Below are 21,315 nucleotides of genomic sequence, written 5' to 3'. Positions count from 1 at the left end.
ATCTGGGGGCCTTAAAACGCGACATGCTTTGGATCCGCGGCCGCTGCCTCTGAGATCATCCGATTGTCGATCTGCCGGTCGCGGTCCCCCTGCTCGACTGCTCGACTGTGGAAGCGAGCGAGGAACCTCCCAAGTCTCACGGCTCAGCGTTTATCGTCGATCAGATCAGAACTGACCATCGTTTTGGGCGTACCTTTGGAAAGGCGAAAGCACAGGAAATAGCCGCCCCAAGGGAAGGCGAAGCGGCCGCGAAAAGTCGCCTCGAAGCTTCTGTTGCTGAAGAAGTCGACGAGGTCATCAACACTCTTCCACCAGAAGCTGGCAAAGGACTCTGGCTCCTTGCCCTCGTCAGTGCCTCGGACAGCCTCGACGATGAATGTGCCGCCCGGCTTCAACACGCGACTGATCTCGGCCAAGACCATTTCGACATCGAAGACGTGATCGAGCGCGTTGGTGAAAGCCAGATCGACGGAACTGTCCGCGAATTGCAAATGATGGAAGTCGCCAGTTACGACGTATTGGTTGTTGACGCCGGGGTTCAGATCTATGCCGAGCGCAAAATAACCTTGATCGATAAAGGCGCGGACTTCGGTTCCCAGCCGGGCACCGAGACACAGCACGCTTCCTGTAGTCGGGATGGTGCCTGGGTCGATGCCTTTCAGGCGATCCGTGAGAGCGGCATAGTACTTCTCGTCATAGGAACCGAGATCCAGCGTTTCGACTTTGGCTCGCTGATGCTTGAGGTACTGATCATAGGAATTGTAACGGCGGTTCTTGAGATTTCCGTCTTGCTCCCAAGTATTTGAAATGTTTCTCAGTTGAAAGCTGTTTAGGACCATTGCTCTCAGTCGACGCACACCGGTCGGACTGAAAACCATCCCGATGCGAGCGGGGTTTTTCAGTGTTGCCTTTGCTTGATTAGCGACAAACCTCGTTAGACCCATGGATGCCTCCCCGAGAAGGCCCCTCCCAGAGCAACAGGCTGGTCTGGAGCCGATTAATTCGGTCAAGCTAAAACAAAAGCTGGCGCCAGTCGAGCCACGGGCTCGCTGCTCTCGTGGCCCTCAGAGCGTGGCCACAAGAAGTGCAGCGGTCGTCGCGATCATCCTTCAGGGTTCAGCCGGGCAGGAATTTCTCGATTTTGCCGGCTGTATGGAAAATTTATTCCCGAACCATTTGGCCGCAGGCTTGTCTTGCATTGTTCTGGGCAGGAACGATCTGCTAGAACGCCCGCACGAGAATAGATTGTCCGGAGTGCAGTTTGAATCGGTCGACTGAATGTCGCCTCCGATGCAGGGGCTTCCGTGGATCGGTACGAAAGAACGCTCGCAGTCCATGAACATCGCGCTTACGCACCTTCAGCGGCTTGAGGCTGAATCCATCCATATTTTTCGCGAGGTGGCCGCGGCTTTCGCCAAGCCGGTGATGCTCTATTCGGTCGGCAAGGATTCGTCCGTGCTCATGCACCTGGCGATGAAGGCGTTTTATCCGGCTAAGCCACCCTTTCCCTTTCTCCATGTCGACACGACCTGGAAATTCCGCGAAATGATCGCCTTTCGCGACCAGATGCAGCAAAAGCTCGGCTTCGATCTCCTGGTCCATGTCAATGAAGACGGCGTGCGCGACAACATCAACCCGTTCGACCACGGCTCCAATACCCACACGCATGTGATGAAGACGGTGGCGCTGCGGCAGGCGCTCGACAAATACGGATTTGACGCAGCCTTCGGCGGCGCCCGACGCGATGAGGAAAAATCGCGCGCCAAGGAGCGCATCTTCTCGTTCCGCAACGCCCAGCATGCCTGGGATCCGAAGAACCAGCGGCCCGAGATGTGGAAGATTTTCAACACGCGCATCGCTGCCGGCGAATCGATCAGGGTATTTCCGCTGTCGAACTGGACCGAGCTCGACATCTGGCAATACATTCTCCAGGAGGACATCCCGATCGTGCCGCTGTATTTGGCCAAGGAGCGGCCGGTCGTCGAGCGCGACGGCATGCTCATCCTGAGAGACGATGAACGCATGCAATTGCGGCCCGGCGAGACGGTGGAGAACCGGATGGTGCGGTTCCGCACGCTCGGCTGCTATCCGCTGACCGGCGCGATCGACTCGGAAGCCGATACTCTGGAGGCGATAGTCGGCGAAATGCTTACGGCGCGCACTTCCGAGCGGCAAGGTCGCCTGATCGACCGCGACGAAGCCGGCTCGATGGAAAAGAAGAAGCGCGAGGGGTATTTCTGAGCATGCGCCACATCATAGCCAAGAACCTCGCCGCGACCGACGGCGTCCGCGACTATCTGGCGGCGCAGGAACGAAAGTCGCTGCTGCGCTTCCTGACCTGCGGCTCGGTCGACGACGGCAAGTCGACGCTGATCGGGCGTCTGCTTTCAGATACCAAGCAGATTTTCGAGGACCAGCTAGCGGCGCTGGAGCGCGATTCGCGCAAGCACGGCACCACCGGCGACGACGTCGATTTCGCGCTGCTGGTCGACGGCCTCGAGGCCGAGCGCGAGCAGGGCATCACCATCGATGTCGCCTATCGCTTCTTCGCAACGCCAAAGCGCAAGTTCATCGTCGCCGACACGCCCGGCCACGAACAATACACGCGCAACATGGCGACGGGTGCATCGACCGCCGATCTCGCCATCGTGCTGATCGATGCCCGCCAGGGCGTACTGCGCCAGACAAGGCGGCATTCGATTATTGCCTCGCTGCTTGGCATCCGCCACATCGTGCTCGCCGTCAACAAGATCGATCTTGTCGGTTTCGACGAGGCGGTATTCGAACGGATCGTCGCGGATTACGGGCAGTTCTCACGCGAGCTCGGCTTCCAGACGATCGTGCCCATTCCGATGTCGGCCCGCTACGGCGACAACGTTACCGGCCGTTCCGATAGGACAGACTGGTATTCTGGCCCGACGCTGATCGAACATCTGGAAACCGTCTCGGTCGACGAGGCCGCGGTCGAATTGCCGTTCCGGTTTCCCGTCCAATATGTGAACCGTCCCAATCTTGATTTTCGCGGGTTCGCCGGCACCATCGCCTCCGGATCGGTTGCGCCGGGCGACGAGGTAGTCGTCGCCAAATCCGGCAAATCCTCGCATGTGAGACGCATCGTCTCGCATAGTGGCGACCTTCAGCAGGCTATCGCCGGCCAGGCCATCACCCTTGTCCTCGACGACGAGGTCGAGGTCTCTCGTGGCAATATGCTGGTATCGCCGGCGGCGCGGCCGCAGGTCGCCGACCAGTTCGCCGCCAACATCGTCTGGTTCGACGAACATGCGCTGCTGCCTGGCCGCTCCTACATCCTGCGCACCGAGACCGACCAGACCAGCGCTACCGTCACCGACCTGAAGTACCGCGTCAACGTCAACGACTTTGCCCATGAGGCGGCCAAGTCGCTTGAAATGAACGAAGTCGGCATCTGCAACATCTCGACGCGCTCGCCGATCGCTTTCGATCCGTTTGCCGAAAACCGCACCACTGGCGCGTTCATCCTGATCGACCGCATCACCAATGCCACGGTCGGCGCCGGCATGATCCTGCATTCGCTGCGCCGCGCCGAAAACATCCACTGGCAGTCGCTCGATGTCGGCAAGCGCGCCCGCGCCGATATGAAGAACCAGCGGCCGGCGGTGTTCTGGTTCACCGGGCTTTCGGGCTCGGGCAAATCGACCATCGCCAACCTGTTTGAAAAGAAGCTCTTCGCCACCGGGCGCCATACCTACATTCTGGATGGCGACAACGTCCGTCACGGCCTCAACCGCGATCTCGGCTTCACCGACGCCGATCGTGTCGAAAACATTCGCCGCGTCGCCGAAGTCGCGCGCCTGATGGCCGACGCCGGGCTGATCGTCATCGTGTCGTTCATTTCGCCGTTCAGCGCCGAGCGGCGCATGGCGCGCGAACTGATGGCCGATGGCGAATTCGTCGAGGTGTTTGTCGACACACCGTTCGAAGAATGCGCCAGGCGCGATCCGAAGGGCCTTTATGCGCGGGCGTTGAATGGCGAGATCAAGAATTTCACCGGCGTCGATTCACCATATGAGGTGCCGGAAAAACCCGAAATTCATCTCAAGACACTCGGCAAATCGGCCGAGGAGATGGTGGACGCCCTGGAACACTGGCTGAACGAGCGCGACATTGCCGAAGACCAATATGACAGCGGCGGCGGTATCTGACGACGAAGCGATGCTCGCCGTCTTCGAGCACCTTGCCTTGGCGGCGGGGCGCGAGGTGATGCGCGTCTTTCGTGCCGGCTGTGCGGTCGACAGCAAGTTGGACAGTTCGCCAGTGACGGAGGCTGACCGCGAGAGCGAGAAGATCATTCTTGCCGGGCTGCGCGCCGCTTTTCCGGAGATTCCATGCGTGGCCGAGGAAGAAGCCTCGGCCGGCATCATGGCGCCGGATCTCGGCGACGCCTTCTTCCTGATCGATCCGCTCGACGGCACCAAGGAATTTGTCAACCGCAGGACCGATTTCACCGTCAACATCGCGCTGGTTCGCCACGGCGTGCCGGAGATCGGCGTGGTTTTCGCACCCTGCACCGGCCGCTTCTTCTCCGGCCGGCCGGGCAAAGCGGAAGCGATCGAGATCAATGACGACTATGAGATCGTCGATCGCCAGCCGATTTCGGCGAGGGCCGGTATGGTGCCGCTGACCGTCGTTGCCAGCCGCTCCCACAACACGCCGGAAACCGACGCCTATATCCGCGCGCTTGGCGCTGCCGAGATCGTTTCGGTCGGCTCATCGCTGAAATTCTGTCTCGTCGCCGGCGCCGAGGCAGACGTATACCCACGCTTCGGCCGCACCATGGAATGGGACACTGCCGCGGGTGATGCGGTGCTACGCGCTGCCGGCGGCATGACGCGCACGCTGGACGGCCAGCCGCTCGCCTACGGCAAGCGCAACCAGAGCGATGACGAGGATTTCGCCAATCCGCATTTTATCGCAAGCGGCAAGGCTGCTAGATCTGGCTAGGCGATGATTGCGCAGTTCCAGACCCGTACGAAAGTGCGCGTGTTGCAAGTGACTTATGCAAGCGACCTCAGATACTGCTCGAGATCTGTAAACACAGCGGTACGATCCCCATCCAGCCGACAGTTGGGTCGGCGTGGCCGATTCGCTTCGTGTCCGGTCGATGCTGCGGGGCCTTCACACGGTGTATCCAAATTGCTGTATACCGATACACTTGAACGGCTATACGAGCGAGTGATGGCGTTCCACATCAAAAATCCCGAGACCGACGCACTGGCCCGCCGGGTCGCCGCACTTAAGAGAATTGGTCTGACAGAGGCCGTCCATGCCGCGCTCAAGCATGAGCTTGAGCGCGAACAGGCTAGACCGTCCCTCGTAGAGATCGGCGTCAGGTTCTGCCGTGATCTGCGAGCCCGGGGCAAGCCTGATCACGGCAGGCCCGCCGACAAGGCGTTTCGCGACAGCCTGTACGAGAATGATGATGTTCATCGACGCCTCGGCCCTGACGGCGCTGATGACCAACGAGGATGATGCGCGCGAACTCCTGGTCGGGACCCGGCGCGGCTGAACGGTGTTGAACCGGACTTTACTTGGCTGGCCACGGTCCAGATTGGATCACGTTCAAGAACCTAAAATGCGGCGGGCTTGCTTCGGATGGTTAAGGCCAGGAGCGCCTCCGAAAGTCGTTTCTTCGCCCGCTCCACCCCGTTCTCGTCGATTGCCTCAACATCGAGGAACAAGTCGAGACCAGTCGTATGCTCGCTGATGACCTGAGGGCGCTGGGCGAGTTCACCCAGGAGGCCCTCGACTTCGTAGGGGACAACCTCCCGGCTGATCCCCTTCATGGCAATCGGTGCTAATGGACGCGCCCGGACAAGGTCGCGCACGAGCGCGTAAGTCTCATAGCTGAGGCAGATGCCGCCGGGCTCGGCAATCGACTGCAGCCGGGCCGCCAAGTTCGCCTCGGCTCCAATAATCGTGTAGTCCATCCGATCATCGGAACCGAAGTTCCCAACATTGCAATAGCCCGTGTTGATGCCCATGCGAGCTCGGAAGGGCCGTTCAACTCCGCGGTCATGCCACACCCTGTTCAACTGCTCCAGCCGACGCTGCATGTCGACAGCCATGCGCAAGCAGGCTCTCGCGTCTTCCTCCACGCCCTGCGTCTCGGGGTCTCCGAAGAACACAAGAAGCGCGTCGCCGATGAACTTGTCGACGGTGCCGCCGTGTTTGAGCGCGATCGTCGACATCTCGGTGAAGTACTCGTTGAGGAGAAGCGTCAGGTCCTCGGGCTGGAGCCGTTCCACGATCGCGGTGAAATCCTTGACGTCGGAGAAAAAGATCGTGAGCTTCTTGCGCTCGGTTGCGATGGTGACGTCCTTCTGGCCGCTGAAGATGCTTTTGTAGATTTGAGGCGAAAGGTATTTGGCGATCTTCAATGAAATCGCGGCCAGAAAGTCGTTTGCCTCGGAAAGCTCCTTGTTGATGCCCTGAATCAACGCGGACTGCCGACGCTGCAGGAGAATGAACGTCAGGCCCGCCGCCGCCGCGAAACCGAAATATAGGAGCAGATACTTGAAGGTCAGCACGTTCGCAGCGATAGGCTGATTGACTGATATCTCCTGGATCCCTCGGACATCCCCTACCTTCCAGTCCGTCTTGGGGCTGTCCGGGTGTGAGTTATGGCAGGTCACGCACACTTGTCCCATTATGACAGGGGCCGCGGCGCGGACCTGCCGGTCAAACAGTGAACCCGAGACCTCGATGATCGGCTCCTTCGGGTTGGCGCGCAAAGCCAGGATTGCATTGCGCTCGAACGCATCGAGCTGGTGGGGCGCGCGGCCTTTGAAAGGCAGATCCGATACGAACCGATATTTGACCGAGCCGTCATGAGCGCTGATGCGCTTGCCGAGTTCGATCGAGAGGGTTGCTGGAATAGGGATCGCACCTGGCACTTCCCGGTAGTTGTGCGTCGCAGTCACGGCGCCGTTAGCTTGCAGCACGCGTCCCACGACGTCGCTGCCGTAAAATCCGCGCATTTCGTCGATGATGCGGCTGATTTCGCTGGCTTGCCTGCGCAGCATCCGTTCCGACAGGTCTCGGAGGTCGAGCCAGGCTGCGACGGGCAGACCGACAAGGCCGATGACCACTGCCGCCACCAGGAGCGGTCCCATGGTGCGCTGCTGACGCGCAATCTGTTCACCCAGTCCAGCCATTGTGCAAGCGCCCGGCCGTCTTAGTATGTGAACTATAGCTCATTCCCGGCACGGTACCAGAGTCAGTCTTGGCTCGATGAAAACATGTCAGCCCTGCAACATCGGACCGACCTCGAGCGGTTGTTGCTAAGCCGCGACCCTCACAGCGGATTTCGCATTCTGGCGCTGGACGGGCAATGAATCAGTGAAGGGGATGTCGCAAAGTCGGTTGTTGCTCGGAATGCGCTCCGCGATACCGCTCAGGGGTCAAAATTCGCTTCTGGCAAAGTTGAGACTTCTGCGGCCGGAGAGCGCGTCGGAAAAGAAAGTGTCCCGCGAAACGTATCCGCGTTTCGGCCACACTAGGGAATGGGACACCGCGGCCGGTGACGCGGTGCTGCGCGCTGCCGGCAGTGTGACGCGCACCTGGATAGTGCGCCGCTCGCCTGCGATAAGCGCAACCTGAGCGAAGACGAGGATTTCGCCAATTCGCATTTCATTGCCAGCGGCAACGCTGCCACGGCCGCTTAGGCATCATAATGAACTCCAATCCCGTCCCGGCTCGTCGCCCCCAATGACGCCGTCGCGGATGCGACGCCTGAGTGAGGCACTTGTTTTCAGGCGAACGCTCGTGGCAGGGAGTAACCATCCGGTGTGGATCGTGGCAGAGGCCCTTTCGCGTGTTGCTTGCATGGAGATCGACACCGACAAGATCGACGATGCGGTTCTGGGCCTGCTTTGGCTGCTGCATGAAGAGAGGCGCGCCTGGAAGGGGTTGGATTGGAATGCTCTGGATCGCTTGCACGAGAAGGGGTTGATCGCGAATCCGGCAAACAAGGCGAAGTACGTGGTTCTGACAGATGAAGGACTGCGGCGTGCGGAGGAGCTATTCCGAACCCTGTTCACCCTTCCGGCGCCATGAGCCATGAGCACTGGGCGGGCGCCGAAGAAATGATGGCGCACACGGCTGAATTTCGATAACGGCGGCGCCCTGACCGCAGGCGGGACGCGCAGTGCTCTCGCCGTGGCGGACGAATTCGTCTTCGTCACCTAGGCCAACGGGGGCATCCTATCTTTTAAGGCAGTGGCAGAGAACACCGTAGCCGCGAGATGCTTCTCCCGGCGGAATGGGCGCTCCGGGCCGAGTTGCAGCCAGCAGCGGGTCGGCGCCGCTGCTGACACATGGGATGTTGGTGGGGCAGATTGCCACTGGCGATGCGAAATCTCTATGGCTGCGGATTTCCGAAGGCAGGTTTCTCAAGCACCAGCACATGACTACCAAGAGGCGATGTGTGAGTGCTCTTGACCTGGAATCCTTCGTCAGAAAGCGTTTCGATGAATTCGCCATCCGTTCCAGGCGGAACGCGGGCAACGACGTTCGAGGTGCGCCTCACAATATTGGAAAGCACCCTTCGCGCCTTGCCTGGGCCGATGTTGCGCTGCATGTGCTGATAGACGGCCAGCAGCAGGACGATATCGTATTTCGGTAGAAGGATATTGCCGAGGCGCCGGCTGCCAAGATTCAGGCGATCGAACCGGGCATGTACCGGGGAGCCGCTCAACAACATCTTTGCAGTCTCGATATGCGGCTTGGCAATGTCGATCCCATGGATCGAACTGGGTTTCAGCTTGGATATCTCATAGGCGACAACACCCATATTGCAGCCAACATCGAGAATGGATTTTCCGGCGTAGTCGACCTTTGCGGAGAATAGCCCGTCAAGTCTGTCGTCCCACGTTCCGGCAAAACCCCTTTTGAATCTTGACCACCACAAATCATCAGCTCCTTTGAGAAGAGCCCCCTTGAGCGCCTCCTATCACGAGAGAATTAACGGTCGATACCCGTTCAACTGGAATTGATGACATTGACGAACCAAGGCAGGGACGTGTGCGGCCGCCTCACAACCCCATCACCTTGAGTGCCGCGGGAACCGGATAGCGGTTGCCGTCATAGCGCAGCCGGTAGGTCCGCTTCACAGACTTGGCGGGATGGGACTGGCATTCGCCATTCTGGTCGGGGGAGGGATTATCGGTATTCGACCGCTCAACCGCGGTGATATCGTGATAGCCATGATGGCTCGCCGGGCTTATCATCAGGCTGACTTGACTGGAATGAAAGTATCCGGCGCAACTACCATCGCTATCGCCGCTATGGCCGGCCACCACGAGGCCGTCGAGCACCACGCGTAGCGTATCGCCGGTGATAGCGTAGAGCCGCAGGTCGGTTTCAGTGAACGGAGCGGTCAGCGAATGGTGCGCCATTTCGATGCGCAGGCCGAATGCGCTGACATCGGGGGCCAGTGCGTAACGGCCGGTGTCGAATTCCACCTTTTCAATGACAATCATGTCATCGGTCATCAGACCGGGCTGGAGCAGGCGCTGGCGCACACGCAGCGTATTCGTGTCGACGACCAGAAGCTCGATATCGCCGACATGCAGGTGGTCGCCGTTAGCCCTGTCAATCAGCGGCACTGCGACCAACAGCAGGTCGTCATGGGCGGGCCAAATCTTGCAAATCAGACCGAATGGCGCATCGCTCTCCGGGAGCGTTGCGGCGATGCTCGTATGGGGTGCAAGCGTGAACGAGGCGCCGTCGGCGCTCTTTCGGGCCTCTGGATAGGCCTGCTGCAGCAGGGCGGCAGCGTCGCCGCAATCGCCCGCCCCGGCGCGGGCGGGCGACAGGCTGGCGAGGGCGGCGCCGAGCAACAGGACAGGCAACACTATTCGCATGGAATTCTCGCCTCGCAGGGCCAGGTTCGGCCAGTGACTTTCTACGCGAGATTGGTGGCGGCGCACAGGGTGCAGGGAAGTGACGGCTAGCTCCACCCGCTGCGTCAGGACCATAGGTATCCTGGAAAGTCGTAAAGTTCGAGCTCGCTTAGGGACGGCGATCATGAGAACGCCGCCCGCGCGGCCAATTTTTGCCAAGGCTGTTCGAGCTATCTGAAACAGATACTGACAATGTGACCTCGATTGCCTTGTCGCGCTCCGATTAGATAAAGAAGCGCTCCGACAAGAAACCTCTACAAAACCGGACCTTGCCGATCCGTCAAGCACACCTTCTAGGGTGTACATTCCAAAATTAACTCGGCATGACCTCCGTTTCTGACCCCCTGAGCCGGTCGCGTTCGCTGTCGGCACGGTATCAAAGCAGAACCAATGCCGCGCCTGCTTCGGCTTTCCGAAACCGCAGCGTGTCTTTCCTTGAGACTTGGCAGCACGGCGCGTTCAATCGGAACCGTGCTGCCTTCAATGTACAGCCAGTTGTCCAATCAGCCGGCGGGCTTGTAAACGCCGGCAGCCTTTTTGGCAGCTGCGAGCGCCGCATTCATGTCGAGTTCTTCGAGGACAACCAGATCCTTTATCCAGCCGCTTGCCCGGATCGCCAGTGCTAAGTCCATCCCATCGGCTTGGTCCGGAACCTCAGCATTGATGACAATATCATAGGCTTCTGATCAGTAAGACTAGATGGCAGTTGTGCAAGTAGTGACCAGTGATGGTGTCGGGAACTATACCTATTCGGCCGATCAAGGTGCGAAACGCCATGCCGATCTCCTGCATGCCCATCAGGTTGAGTTCGGGCTTTTTCTCCCGGTCTGGATGGCCGAACCACCAGCGCGTGTCGTATTCCCGAAGCCAGTGGCTTTGATGAGAGCACTGCTTTCAAAGACGAATGTGTTCGGCCTGGCTTGGCCGAGTATGTCGAGGGTCACGGTTTTGATCCGCTATTGCGCGCAACAGTCCTAGCACGCTGCCGGGCGCAGGCCCCTTCAGGAATTGGTAGTCCTGAAACGCTGGTTCGCGCCGCCTCATCCAAAAGGAGTATGCCCGCCGATGGCCGAAAGGAGGTCTCGTCCAAGCATGCCCATTTGCAGGCTCCAAGATGCGTTTTGCTCGGGCGCCAACGACAAGGATGGGCTGCAAGCTGCCGCTGACCTCATTCAGTTTTTCCCTTCCCCGAGAATGTCGAAGAAAGGTGTTTTGGACGCCTGGCTCAGCTCATTAAAACATTCCGGTCGAGAGCTATCCGCCGAACTCCGCCCGTCCGGAGAAAGGATGATGGACTGTGCTGCGTTCGTCTTGGAAGGCGATGGGAACACGGCGAAACCCCGACCGCATGTACACGACCATAAATACCCTCGCGCGGAACGGTCCGCGCACGCAGGTCTCTCTGGGACAGCAGATGTCATTCGTCGACAGGACGAGAGTTTTTCGAGCCGATATCGACGACTATGATCTCCGGCGACACGCCGAAACGCACCGGCAGCCACGATACGCCCAAACCCCCGGATACGATAATGTGCCGCCCACCCTCGACGACATGCCCGTAGGCGAAGCGCTGTCCGTAGGCTGAGTTGATGATGGGTGGGCCGATGAATGGCAAGCGCACCTGTCCGCCATGCGTATGGCCGCATAACGTCAGGCTGACACGGTCAGGGACAGTAATGAAGATGTCCGGTTCATGGGCAAGGAGCAATATCGGATTGCCGTCGTCCGGTATTGCGGCCAGTGTTCCAGGCAGATCGTTGACGCCCTTATACACGCCGCCAGACAACTGCACGGCCCACTGGTCGCCAAGACCCGCGAGCCAGAATGCTGGGCCATCCTGCTGACGGATAAGCGTGGCAGTGTTCTCGAGGACCGGAATGCCATTGTCGACGAGAGCTGCGCGGACGCTATCGACACCGTGCCACCAGTCGTGGTTGCCGAGAATGGCGTGGCAGCCGAGTGGCGCGGAAAGTTTCGAAAGTGAATTGCCCCAAACAGTGTCGGGCACGATCCCGGTGGCATAGCGCGGCAGCACGCCCATCACATAGTCGCCAAGGAGAAGGATGATATCGGGCTGCAGGCTATTCGAAACACCGACGATCTCGTCGATCCTGGAAACCGGCATCCAAGGCTCGCAGGCGTGGATGTCAGCGATCACGACGATGCGCAGGGGCTTGGCTGTGGTCGGCCAGCGCGGCGGTAGGACCTTGTAGCGAGTGACACGCAGTCGAAACCGAGGTTCAATCGCGAGCGCATAACTCGCCAGACCGAATGTCGCGAGCGACACGGCGCCAAAGAGCTTCAGGAATGAGCGCCGCGACGTCAGCACTTGTATTTCCCAGCACAACGAGGTCGGTTTTAGAGATCGCCACGAATTGAGCTGCGGCAGCCTGAACCACATCAACCGCGTGAGAGGCCTAGCAGGTCAATAGTTTCCCAAATCGGCGTCACCTGCAAGCATTGGTCTTTATTGCGCAGGGGAGGGAGCTGGCTAGGACCCGTCAACTGCTCCGATTTGCCACTGATCTCGGGCGGATGATGTAGTCCCATCGGATGAACGCGTCGCCTTAGATGGCGAGCGCCTCCATCTCGACATCGTTCACTTGTTCCCTTTTTTCGTCGCTCGCGGAATCGACCGCGCCCAACTTCAGGCCCGTTTGGTTGTCGTGACTGCGATCAGCTCGACCAGGGCTGCGCGATCGAGGAGGGCGCCGTCCGCGCCAGTTTGCGTGATGCAGAACAGGGGTGTTCGATGTTGCTCCACGTCGATGTGCCCGTCGGATGGTGATGCAATGTGGAGCGCGAGGCCTGTCTCGCGAGCGAGTTGTTCCAGTTCGACCTTCCACGCCCGGCTTTGGTCATCCAGGTTGGAGCCGACCGCTTCCCGCCTTTGACGTATCGCATGCTTTGGCTGCGCGTCGACAAGATTGCGGCGCTCTCGAGTTGAAACCGGAGGGCGAACTTTCGTCGGCTGCAAACCGGCTTCTTACCGCTCTCGCAGTGTCTCCTGCTTGTATTGCATCATTGGCGAGAGAAAGTAGCTGATGATGCTGCGCCTGCCAGTCTGGGATGTTCATTCGGACCGGAAGCTTGGCAACTTCAGTCTCCTCGGTTCGGTCCGAATGGACAACCTACAGAAGCTCACAACTAGAGCCTGTTCCATCCCGATGGCATCGGGATGGAACCCCATCTCTTTTGCTTGAGCAGATCTTCTCCGAAAACCGGGCTCCCGCCTTTTGCTACGCTGACTTCGGTTCGGGATCATGGCTTTGAGGTGCTGTTTATCCAGTCCTTGTTTGGCCACGGCAGCCCCGCGTTACTTCAGGTCACATAGAATGAGGCTGCGGCGAGCGAGAGATGTGGGGAAAGAGTGGCGAACTGTATTTGAGATGCGCCGCCGGCCCCGTCACTGTCAAAAGAGAGCGCCCCAGTTTCACTGTTGTAGATGATATGATCGGAACTGTCATGCGCGGCTGCACCAACAAAGAAAGCTTTGGATGGAAGCCCTCCCGGCTGCAGCCCGGCAAAAACGGTATCGCTGAGATGGAACGTGTCCTGGGAGCGCTTGAAGTCCGTGATCTTGTCGACATTGCCGGCTCCAAGAGCAGTATTGAACGAGAAGGCATCGTGGCCTGCGTAACCGGTCAAGACGTCGGCGCCGAGCCCGCCGTTGATGACATTGTTGCCGTCATTGCCCTGGATGGTCTGGGCGAACTCGTTGCCGGTGAGGCTCATCGTCTTCGTGCCGGACGGGTTGTTGGTGGCGAGATGCTCGATCTCCGAGCCGGCCGAAAGCGCATAGCTCACCGAGGCGATCACACTGTCGTTGCCGCCGCCCACTGCCTCAACCACCTTCTCGTTGGCATTATCGACATAGTAAGTGTCGTTGCCGCCATAGCCGATCATCGTGTGGCCGCTGGTTCCATGCAATACATCCGCGCCGCTGGTGCCGTACAAAGTGCCATCGCTGGTGTCGCCGGAAGGAGCGACAGTCCCGGTTCCAGACCCAGTCTCGGTCGCGGTCGAGCCAGTGATTGGGGGAGCGACGTTCGCCCCCGTGACAGTGTCGCCGCTACCTATCTTTTGATAGAGCTGCACCTCGTCGATCTGCATCTGCATTGACGATGGGGTCGAGCTGTCGAGAGCCGTACGCCATCCGGTCGCGTTCGAATTCGCGACCGAATTGCTCATCATCAATTCCATCGGTTCATCCGGGATCACTGCCTGTGCGCTGGTCACTTGCGCCATCTGCTTCCCGTCCAGATACCAGGTGATCGATTCACCGGGCACCCAGTTGATGCCGTACGTGTGGAAACCCGCCGTGAGGTCGACGCCGCTGTCGACGACGCCACCGGTCGCCCCTGACGGCCCGTGGAGGTGCCAGGCGAAATTATGGTCTGTGGGCCCCGAGCCGGTAAAGCCACCCTCCTGTATATCGATCTCAAAATTGTCGCCGCTGCTGCCCGCGCCTTGGCCGGGCATCATCCAGAGGCCTGGCCACGCGCCGTCGCCGCTCGACGCCTGCATGCTGATCTGAAGGTAGCCGCCGTTGAATTCGAAGTTGCCATAGCTGCTGACGGCGCCGGACGTGATCGGGAATGTTTGTGCCGTCCCCTGAACCACGCCGTTGACGGGCTGTTGGATTGCCGTGAGATTCAACAGCCCGTTGCTCACCGTATCTTGGCTCGGCATAAAGTATTCGGCGTTAAACTGGTTGCCCATCCCACTTCCGCCCGATCCATTGTCGTTCCACGGCCAGCCATTAGCGGCATTGCTGGTGATGTAGGTGTGCCAGTTGCTGTCGAGCGCCGTACCGGAGAAGTCCTCCTCGTAGACCAAGTCGCTAGAGGCAAAGCCTGCAGGTGTGGAAAGTGCCATTCGGTGATCCTCTTTGAGGTTGAAAAAGGGATTTCTACTGCCGCGCATGGCCGAGGCACGCGACATGAGCATGCCCGCAGCTAGGCAACGCGAACGGATTGCAAAGTAGCGGAGATTTGGAAGTCCTCGCCCCAGACATATTGTCGAGCGAGCTTAACGTTGAGCCCGCCCTCGAAGGTGAGTTTTGTCAACGGGAATGCCCATCAGGGCCTCCTCCTTAAACCATATACGCTGTCGCTGCCGACGCCCCGCAAGGTGTTCAACGGTTCCAGCCGCAGCCGGATTGAAGTGAGGGCAACTCTTCCGGCAGACGTACCGCCGAGCTTGTCGTATAGTGTAAGTACCGTATACCATTAGCTCATTGCGTTTTTTTGTTTTAATTCGACCCGCGTCCCTAAGTAAAACGCAGGTATTTTCGTTCTCTAACTTATTCACGCACGGCATTGTACCTGCGTGAATTGATCATTCGAGGACGATGTACGTAACCCAACCTGCCATTTGCGGCGAGAATGAGGCTAGACGATAACTTATTAACACCTTCTAATGTAGGCAGTGTGTCGAACGGCCGCACCGAAACAGCCTTCCGGACGCCCTACCAAAACCGTGTCCTTCGGCTGAAATGTTGCGCTGGTTTGGGCATCCGTGGCTCGAGCGCACCGCCCGTGTCCATGAGGTGATCGAGAGGGGCAGCCGGAATATCTGCCGTTGCTGCGTGGCGGACTAGCTGACGTGCTTGTGGGTGGAACGGTGGAACTGCAGGCCCGGATGTTCGACCGTGCCGTTTGCGCGGATCGAGGTGGAAGGCTGGCACCGTCATCGAGTCATCGAGCGCAGCCCCTACAGCACCGGACAGGCCGTTTGATCGCCACGCCAGCGCGCCTGCATCAGGATCGAATTTTTCAAGATCTGAACAGCGCGAAGACCCAAGGGAAGTATGGTCCTTAAGTGGCTCTTTGAAATGGCTGAAACGTCGCCCTCGGGCGCGAGGGCGCTTCGTAGCCGCGGGCCGGTCCCGCGGATTGTCAAATTTGAACGGCGCAACCAGGCGCCGAAGCTCCACTTGCGGCCGTCTGCGAACCGCCTGGCCTGCTCTTTCGCCGTATCGTCGTATGTACAGGCAAGGTTGACCCCCCCTATAAATTGGCCGCGTTCGTCCAACTGCGGCATGGCTTGTTCTCGATCAGGGTTGCCAAGCCGTCTCGGCGCCAGCTCGATTTGAATTGAGGCCTCCAGCAGCGCTGAGCCGTTGTCGCCAATCGCTCCACTGTTGTGTACTTCCAAAACAAAGACGCTGCATAACGACATGCCCGAACATAGAATGTATATCTTCCGCTAGTTGCATGTCATTCACATTCGCCCAAACCACGTGTTGGACGATCTGCTTGAGCGCTCCTCCACTATATCCACAAAGACCCAACGTGACTGCGCTATGATCATTAGCGTATCGAACAGCACGCAAAACGTTTTCCGAGTTCCCGCTGCCCGAAATGGCAATGACCAAGTCGCCATCGTTCAGGATGTTCTTCAGCTGCTCGACGAATACATCCTCGAAAGAAACATCGTTGGCGTAGGCAAATGTAAGGCCCACATTGTCGATCAGCGTCCGACCACGAAACGGGCGCTTCGTAGAGAGATAGATGCTCTTGTTCCAGTCCGTGATAAAGTGTAGCGCTGTCAGTGAACTGCCACCATTTCCAAGGGTGATTATTTGCTTGCCGTCTTCCTGTGCCTGCGCGACCAAGGCTACTGCGTTATCAAAGCTCTGGTGATCTAATGAAGCCAGAACGGTCTCGAGCTTCTCGAAATATACTTGAGCGCTGCCGCTGAAGTCATTCATTGGGTGGCCTCCGATGTCGGTTGATAATGAACGATGCGACTCCCGACGAAGTCGAACTTCGCAGGGATATGCTTTAGCTCCCCGAGGGCTACTTTGATTGCGTCGTGGCGATCGAGAGGCGCGAAGAACATGAGAAAACCTCCTGCACCTGCTCCAAGTAACTTGCCGCCCGTGGCACCTGCTCGCAACGCAGTTCGGTACCAGCCATCGATTACATCGTTCGTGATTTCTTCAGAGAGGCTCTTTTTTAAGAGCCAGTTCTCATGGAGGATTTCGCCGAAGGCGTCGAGGTTGCATCGATGCAGTTCATCACGAAGGTGATACGTGAGCTCGACCATCCGCCTGAGCGCTTTCCGCTTGTCCGGTGCTCTTGCGATGCCCTCTGACTGTCGGACGAGAATGTCTGAAGCACTACGCGTAATGCCGGTGTAAAACATGAGAACTTGTTTCTCAATTGAAGCGATAAAATCACCTGGGCATATGATTGGTGACACCGAGACGCTTTCATCAGGGTGAAACTCGATAAGATTCAACCCCCCAAAAGCGGCGGCGTATTGATCTTGCTTTCCAATGGGAGCGCCACAAAGTTCGATCTCAATGCGACAACTATCAGCGCCGAGCCTTGCTTTGGAGACATACTGCCCACGAAACGCGTTTAGTGCATGCAGAAGGCCAACGGTAAAAGTGCTTGAGGATCCAAGTCCTGTTCCCTTCGAAGGAATATCGGCAATAGTTGTTATCTCAACTCCTCCAGGGATCCCAAGATATCCCATCGTCGCCCTTACAATCGGATGCTGGATGTCCTCAACACTGTCTACTTCTTCCGTTTTCGAATAAGCGATTCGAGTGCCACTATCGAACTTGCGGTTCACATTCACGTAGACGTACTTGTCGATAGCAACGCTTAGGACGGCGCCACCTTCCTGCCGATAGAAGGCAGGAAGATCGCTACCACCTCCCACAAAGCTGACTCGAAACGGCGTCTGACTAATGATCATTGAACTGCCTCTGTCAGCTCAATCGCCCGCAATTGGACGCAATGTTCAGCTTGCGCCCGCGATGCCAACACGATCGGTGTCTCGTCCTCTTGGCGCGAACTGTAAATACTGGCTGCAGTCCCCCAATCCATACCTCGCCGCAAGTATTCTCGCGCTACTCTGGACATCCGCACCTCCTCATCAATATCAACGAAAAATGTGTGTGCACGACCGCCCAAAACCAGATCGGACAGCCAAAGAGCGACGGTTCCTTCCACGACCAGGACGGTTTCCGGAGAAACGGTTATCCTTTCCGATCTTGGATGCGATATGCGGCTGAGCTTTTCGTAAAAGGGCAGTTCGTGCGTCTCGCGAGAGCGAACTCCCACTAAGCGGCTTAGAACCTGCCTGATCTCGTCCACATTGGTGCGACCCATCACGGTTGGTTCGCGATCCGCGACGGACTGTATCCAGCGATCAAGAGCAACGATTTCCGTCTCAAAGCCGCGCCCGCGAAGAACCTCCGCGATAGCGCTGGAAAGAAAACTCTTTCCGCTCCGGGAGAGGCCCCCTACGAAACAAACATCACCTGGCTTCACATGGGAGATCAGATCAGATGCTGAATTTATCAAGGGTGGATGAACGGCGAGAATGAACTTAGCTGCCTCCAACAAGTCTGAGACAGTATAGTCAGGCGTGACATGATACTTGCTATCCAACCCGCCCGCGCCCGTCTCGACGAGGATCGATCTGATGCCAGACCGCTTTGCAAGAGCGACATCCGTAGATGAATCGCCGATGACCCAGGATTGGCTGCGATCGATATTGAATGCCTCGACGGCCTCATTAATCAACCCAATAGAAGGCTTGCGGCATTCACAGCGGATCTTCAGCTCTTCCACCTCACCGATAAAGCCGCGATCTGGATGGTGCGGGCAGAAATAGATGGCATCAACAAAAGCTCCACAGCGGCCAAGCTCAGTCTCCATCTTGTTATGGATCATCCGCAAGTCTCGTGCAGAGCAATTGCCTCGGGCCACAACGGGTTGGTTAGTGACGACAATTGTCCGGTATTCGGCTCGGTTGAAACAAGCGATCGCGGCCGCAGCTCCGTCAATCAGTTCGAAGCGTTCGGGACGATCGATGTGTCCATAGTCAACATTGATGCACCCATCCCTGTCCAAAAATACTGCTTTCTGCGGAGAAGTGAGGGAAGCTCGGGCTATGCAGCCCGATTCAAAGTCGGCGCAAACCTTGTCAAGTCGCGCCGGGGTCCCAGCGTCTTTTATGTACTCAGGGCTGTTGTAGCTTCTAATTTTCATACCGGCCCGAAGCATTTCAGGAAAAAGGTCTTTGCCAAAGTCGAGCGGAGTTACTGTGGCGCGCCACCGGAATAAAGCTTGTCTTCGAATATAGTAAAGAGCCGCGCTGACCTTGTTGGGGTAATAGCAACCGGGATCGTGTGGATATGGATAGAACGCGGTAACCATACCGTCTTCTGACGTGTCTATCAGATCGGAATCATGCGGGTGATCATTCGGATGGGTGAAAACTGTTGCGGCTGCTGCCTTGTGTTTTTCATGGAAGCACTTGAAGCGGGTGAGATCGATGTCGAGCATCGTGTCGCCATAGATCGTAAGGAAGTCGTCGTCGAGCAGATCCAAAACGGACAGAACTGCTCCAGCAGTCCCGCGAGGCGCACCGTCATTTACGCAAAGAACGTCAATCCCCCAATTCTCGCGCTGATTGCAAAACTCCACGATTTGCTCGGCAGCGTGGTTCACCAGAATCAAGATCCTCTCGATACCGTGTTGCTTAGCGAGGACGATTTGATGCTCAAGAAGTGGCCTGCCGCCAACGTTGACCAGCGACTTAGGCAAGTCACTTGTCCGGCTCCTGAGCCGCGTCCCTCGACCGCCCGCAAGTACAACCGCCTGCATCACAGGTGTCCTTCCTGTCGCACGATTTCTACGACGGCTTTTCGAACAGCATCAGCCGAACCAAGCTGGGGCCGCCAACCGAGTGCACTGATTTTTGCTATGTCATAGGAAAATCGGGGAACATCCCCCGTCCAACCGCGGTCTTCAACTCCATATTCGATCCCCGCGCCCGGTGCGACAGCCCCGACAGTCGTCTCCGCTATGAAGCTAACGGTTACCCCGTTGTCCCCGGGGCCGATATTGTAATAGCCAAGCCGCTCGGATGCGTTCGCACGCAAGTATACAATTGCATCAATCAGATCATTGACGTGAAGATATGCTTTCTGCTGTCGCCCCGATCCCAAAACATTCAGCTTGTTTGGCGTGATCCGAAGCTTTCTCACGAAATCTAGAATGACACCGTGTGTTGCTGGGACGCCGATCACGTTCGGAAAGCGAAAGAGCAAAGCCCGAGCTAGCCAGTTCTCGACGGCAGCGCTGATTAGCGCCTCCGATGCGAGCTTCATAGCACCGTAATTGGAAACGGGCAGCAGCGGCCCGACATCCTCTCTAATCGGAGCCTCTCCCAAATCGCCGTATACTGCTGAACTGGAAGCGAAAGCAAGGAACGGAACCCCCGCCTCCTTCATCGCGTTCAACACGTTGAACGTCGATAGAAAGGTGTCGCGTAGATCAACAGAGGCATCGGCGATTCCCGCAGCAATGTCCGAATTGGCAGCCATGTGCCAAACTTCGGAAATCGGAATGCGACTGTGACAATTCATAAAGCGGCTTCTCACTGCACCGGCGTCTGAGAGATCCACCTTCTCAAAAATGAACCTCTCATGCGTGAGGAGGCCACTTAGGTTTTGCCGAGAACCTCGTGACAGGTCATCAAAGCCGAAGACCGGATATCCACGATCAACAAAGAGCCTTGCGAGCTTGCTTCCTACGAAGCCCGCAACTCCCGATACAAGAATAGCGTGCGGTTCACCCAATCGGATTTGCCCTATTCGTGCGTAAGCTTTGGCGCCTTAAGTCTTCGGGATTGCAATGACAACTTCCATTTACAAGCCTTGACCGCTGGAGAGCCGGGAGTTCGACCGGGCTTGGCGTTAAGCTCTGCGCTCGTCGTTAAGGTCATGCGTCTCACGCGTCATTCTGAATTCATCGCATGGTTTTCTCCGATCCGCGATCGTTCCTCAGGGGTAGCCCCATTTTGCTGATCCGGACTGAATTGCACCGCGCTCGCCTGTGCGGCGACGCCAACGGCGATCCCAAGAACGGTCAAGGCGCTCCGCAGCCTGATCCCGCGAAGCGCGTGCGTGGCGATTCGCAGGCTCTCCAGAAGACTCATGGGAGCAACCTCATGGCGTTCAGAAGCGAATTCTTGCCCGATGCCACATCGTCGTTGAGGATTCGTGCAGCGTGATCTGTCGGCCCGCGCGATCGGCGAATTCGGTGGCATGCGGAACCGGATGATGGTGTGACCGTCGCGATGAAGGCCCCGAACAGTGATAGGTTCTCATCGCTGGTACCACTGTCCAGTGAGCCGGTTGGCTCGTCGGCCTCGCGACCGGCCATGTCGGCAAGCCAATCGAGCCGATCCGCCCCGCAGGAACTGATCGAAGTCCGTCGCGCCTTCGCGGAACCGATCGGCGCCGCGGAGACCCTCGCACAAGCTCACCGCCCAACTTGCGAGGCGCTTCAGCTGAAGGCGTCGGGCGCGCGCCGCATCAATCTCATTTGCCTCCGCGTGGATA

General features: G+C 58.0%; 17 protein-coding genes and 2 pseudogenes. 6 read left to right on the top strand and 13 right to left on the bottom strand.

Annotated elements, in window-relative coordinates; translation table 11 throughout:
- Nucleotides 1-143: 143 nt before the first annotated feature.
- Nucleotides 144-944, bottom strand: coding sequence for a class I SAM-dependent methyltransferase (locus NKH29_RS28885; protein WP_353001163.1), 801 nt, complete (start codon nucleotides 942-944; stop codon nucleotides 144-146).
- A gap of 391 nt (nucleotides 945-1,335) precedes the next feature.
- Here NKH29_RS28885 and cysD point away from each other — a divergent pair, with 391 nt between their 5' ends.
- From cysD to NKH29_RS28865, 4 genes and pseudogenes are all read left to right on the top strand, one after another.
- Nucleotides 1,336-2,241 (top strand): sulfate adenylyltransferase subunit CysD, encoded by a 906-nt coding sequence (cysD, locus tag NKH29_RS28880; RefSeq protein WP_352737410.1) that lies wholly within the window; start codon nucleotides 1,336-1,338, stop codon nucleotides 2,239-2,241.
- Between the two features lie 2 nt (nucleotides 2,242-2,243).
- The gene (gene cysN / locus NKH29_RS28875; RefSeq protein ID WP_353001162.1) at nucleotides 2,244-4,181 is read left to right on the top strand and encodes a sulfate adenylyltransferase subunit CysN; all 1,938 of its coding nucleotides are present in this window, start codon (nucleotides 2,244-2,246) and stop codon (nucleotides 4,179-4,181) included.
- A 10-nt stretch (nucleotides 4,182-4,191) separates the two neighbouring features.
- Nucleotides 4,192-4,980: a 3'(2'),5'-bisphosphate nucleotidase CysQ gene (cysQ, locus tag NKH29_RS28870; protein ID WP_353001168.1), complete on the top strand. Its 789-nt coding sequence runs from the start codon at nucleotides 4,192-4,194 to the stop codon at nucleotides 4,978-4,980.
- A gap of 3 nt (nucleotides 4,981-4,983) precedes the next feature.
- Nucleotides 4,984-5,382 (top strand): annotated as a pseudogene (locus tag NKH29_RS28865) (type II toxin-antitoxin system VapB family antitoxin); the annotation flags it as partial.
- Nucleotides 5,383-5,606: 224 nt separating this feature from the next.
- Here the strand turns inward: NKH29_RS28865 and NKH29_RS28860 are convergent.
- Nucleotides 5,607-7,193, bottom strand: a complete 1,587-nt coding sequence (locus NKH29_RS28860; protein ID WP_353001161.1) for an adenylate/guanylate cyclase domain-containing protein — start codon at nucleotides 7,191-7,193, stop codon at nucleotides 5,607-5,609.
- 316 nt (nucleotides 7,194-7,509) lie between these two features.
- On the opposite strand from NKH29_RS28860, the pseudogene NKH29_RS28855 reads away from it, so the two are divergent.
- Both NKH29_RS28855 and NKH29_RS28850 read left to right on the top strand, forming a co-directional pair.
- A pseudogene (locus NKH29_RS28855) lies at nucleotides 7,510-7,703 on the top strand (3'(2'),5'-bisphosphate nucleotidase CysQ); the annotation flags it as partial.
- A gap of 160 nt (nucleotides 7,704-7,863) precedes the next feature.
- Nucleotides 7,864-8,094 (top strand): DUF6429 family protein, encoded by a 231-nt coding sequence (locus tag NKH29_RS28850; RefSeq protein ID WP_352822887.1) that lies wholly within the window; start codon nucleotides 7,864-7,866, stop codon nucleotides 8,092-8,094.
- A gap of 304 nt (nucleotides 8,095-8,398) precedes the next feature.
- Here NKH29_RS28850 and NKH29_RS28845 read toward each other — a convergent pair whose 3' ends face one another.
- The 11 genes from NKH29_RS28845 to NKH29_RS28795 form a co-directional block, all read right to left on the bottom strand.
- Complete coding sequence (locus NKH29_RS28845; protein WP_156948240.1) at nucleotides 8,399-8,947, bottom strand: class I SAM-dependent methyltransferase; 549 nt, start codon at nucleotides 8,945-8,947, stop codon at nucleotides 8,399-8,401.
- A gap of 124 nt (nucleotides 8,948-9,071) precedes the next feature.
- Nucleotides 9,072-9,902, bottom strand: coding sequence for a PA3715 family protein (locus NKH29_RS28840; protein WP_353001160.1), 831 nt, complete (start codon nucleotides 9,900-9,902; stop codon nucleotides 9,072-9,074).
- Nucleotides 9,903-10,444: 542 nt separating this feature from the next.
- Complete coding sequence (locus NKH29_RS28835) at nucleotides 10,445-10,573, bottom strand: hypothetical protein (RefSeq protein WP_353001159.1); 129 nt, start codon at nucleotides 10,571-10,573, stop codon at nucleotides 10,445-10,447.
- Between the two features lie 785 nt (nucleotides 10,574-11,358).
- Nucleotides 11,359-12,270 (bottom strand): metallophosphoesterase, encoded by a 912-nt coding sequence (locus tag NKH29_RS28830; RefSeq protein WP_352749702.1) that lies wholly within the window; start codon nucleotides 12,268-12,270, stop codon nucleotides 11,359-11,361.
- Between the two features lie 318 nt (nucleotides 12,271-12,588).
- Nucleotides 12,589-12,918, bottom strand: coding sequence for a hypothetical protein (locus NKH29_RS28825; RefSeq protein WP_352792081.1), 330 nt, complete (start codon nucleotides 12,916-12,918; stop codon nucleotides 12,589-12,591).
- 344 nt (nucleotides 12,919-13,262) lie between these two features.
- On the bottom strand, nucleotides 13,263-14,819 hold the full coding sequence (locus NKH29_RS28820) for a family 16 glycosylhydrolase (RefSeq protein ID WP_353001158.1): 1,557 nt from the start codon (nucleotides 14,817-14,819) through the stop codon (nucleotides 13,263-13,265).
- Nucleotides 14,820-15,656: 837 nt separating this feature from the next.
- Nucleotides 15,657-15,986: a hypothetical protein gene (locus NKH29_RS28815; protein WP_352746471.1), complete on the bottom strand. Its 330-nt coding sequence runs from the start codon at nucleotides 15,984-15,986 to the stop codon at nucleotides 15,657-15,659.
- 13 nt (nucleotides 15,987-15,999) lie between these two features.
- Nucleotides 16,000-16,656 carry an SIS domain-containing protein gene (locus NKH29_RS28810; RefSeq protein WP_352746473.1) on the bottom strand — a complete coding sequence of 219 codons (657 nt, stop codon included), beginning with the start codon at nucleotides 16,654-16,656 and terminating at the stop codon, nucleotides 16,000-16,002.
- Nucleotides 16,653-17,654 (bottom strand): GHMP family kinase ATP-binding protein, encoded by a 1,002-nt coding sequence (locus NKH29_RS28805; protein ID WP_353001157.1) that lies wholly within the window; start codon nucleotides 17,652-17,654, stop codon nucleotides 16,653-16,655. Before NKH29_RS28805 ends, NKH29_RS28810 begins: the two co-directional genes overlap by 4 nt.
- Nucleotides 17,651-19,573, bottom strand: a complete 1,923-nt coding sequence (locus tag NKH29_RS28800; RefSeq protein ID WP_353001167.1) for an HAD-IIIA family hydrolase — start codon at nucleotides 19,571-19,573, stop codon at nucleotides 17,651-17,653. The genes NKH29_RS28805 and NKH29_RS28800 overlap by 4 nt, the downstream gene beginning before the upstream one ends.
- Nucleotides 19,573-20,550: an NAD-dependent epimerase/dehydratase family protein gene (locus tag NKH29_RS28795; protein ID WP_352450570.1), complete on the bottom strand. Its 978-nt coding sequence runs from the start codon at nucleotides 20,548-20,550 to the stop codon at nucleotides 19,573-19,575. The genes NKH29_RS28800 and NKH29_RS28795 overlap by 1 nt, the downstream gene beginning before the upstream one ends.
- Between the last annotated feature and the right edge of the window lie 765 nt (nucleotides 20,551-21,315).

This window comes from Mesorhizobium sp. M1295 (genome assembly GCF_040318135.1).
Taxonomy (GTDB): Bacteria; Pseudomonadota; Alphaproteobacteria; order Rhizobiales; family Rhizobiaceae; genus Mesorhizobium.
This window is presented reverse-complemented; position numbering and strand designations above follow the sequence as displayed.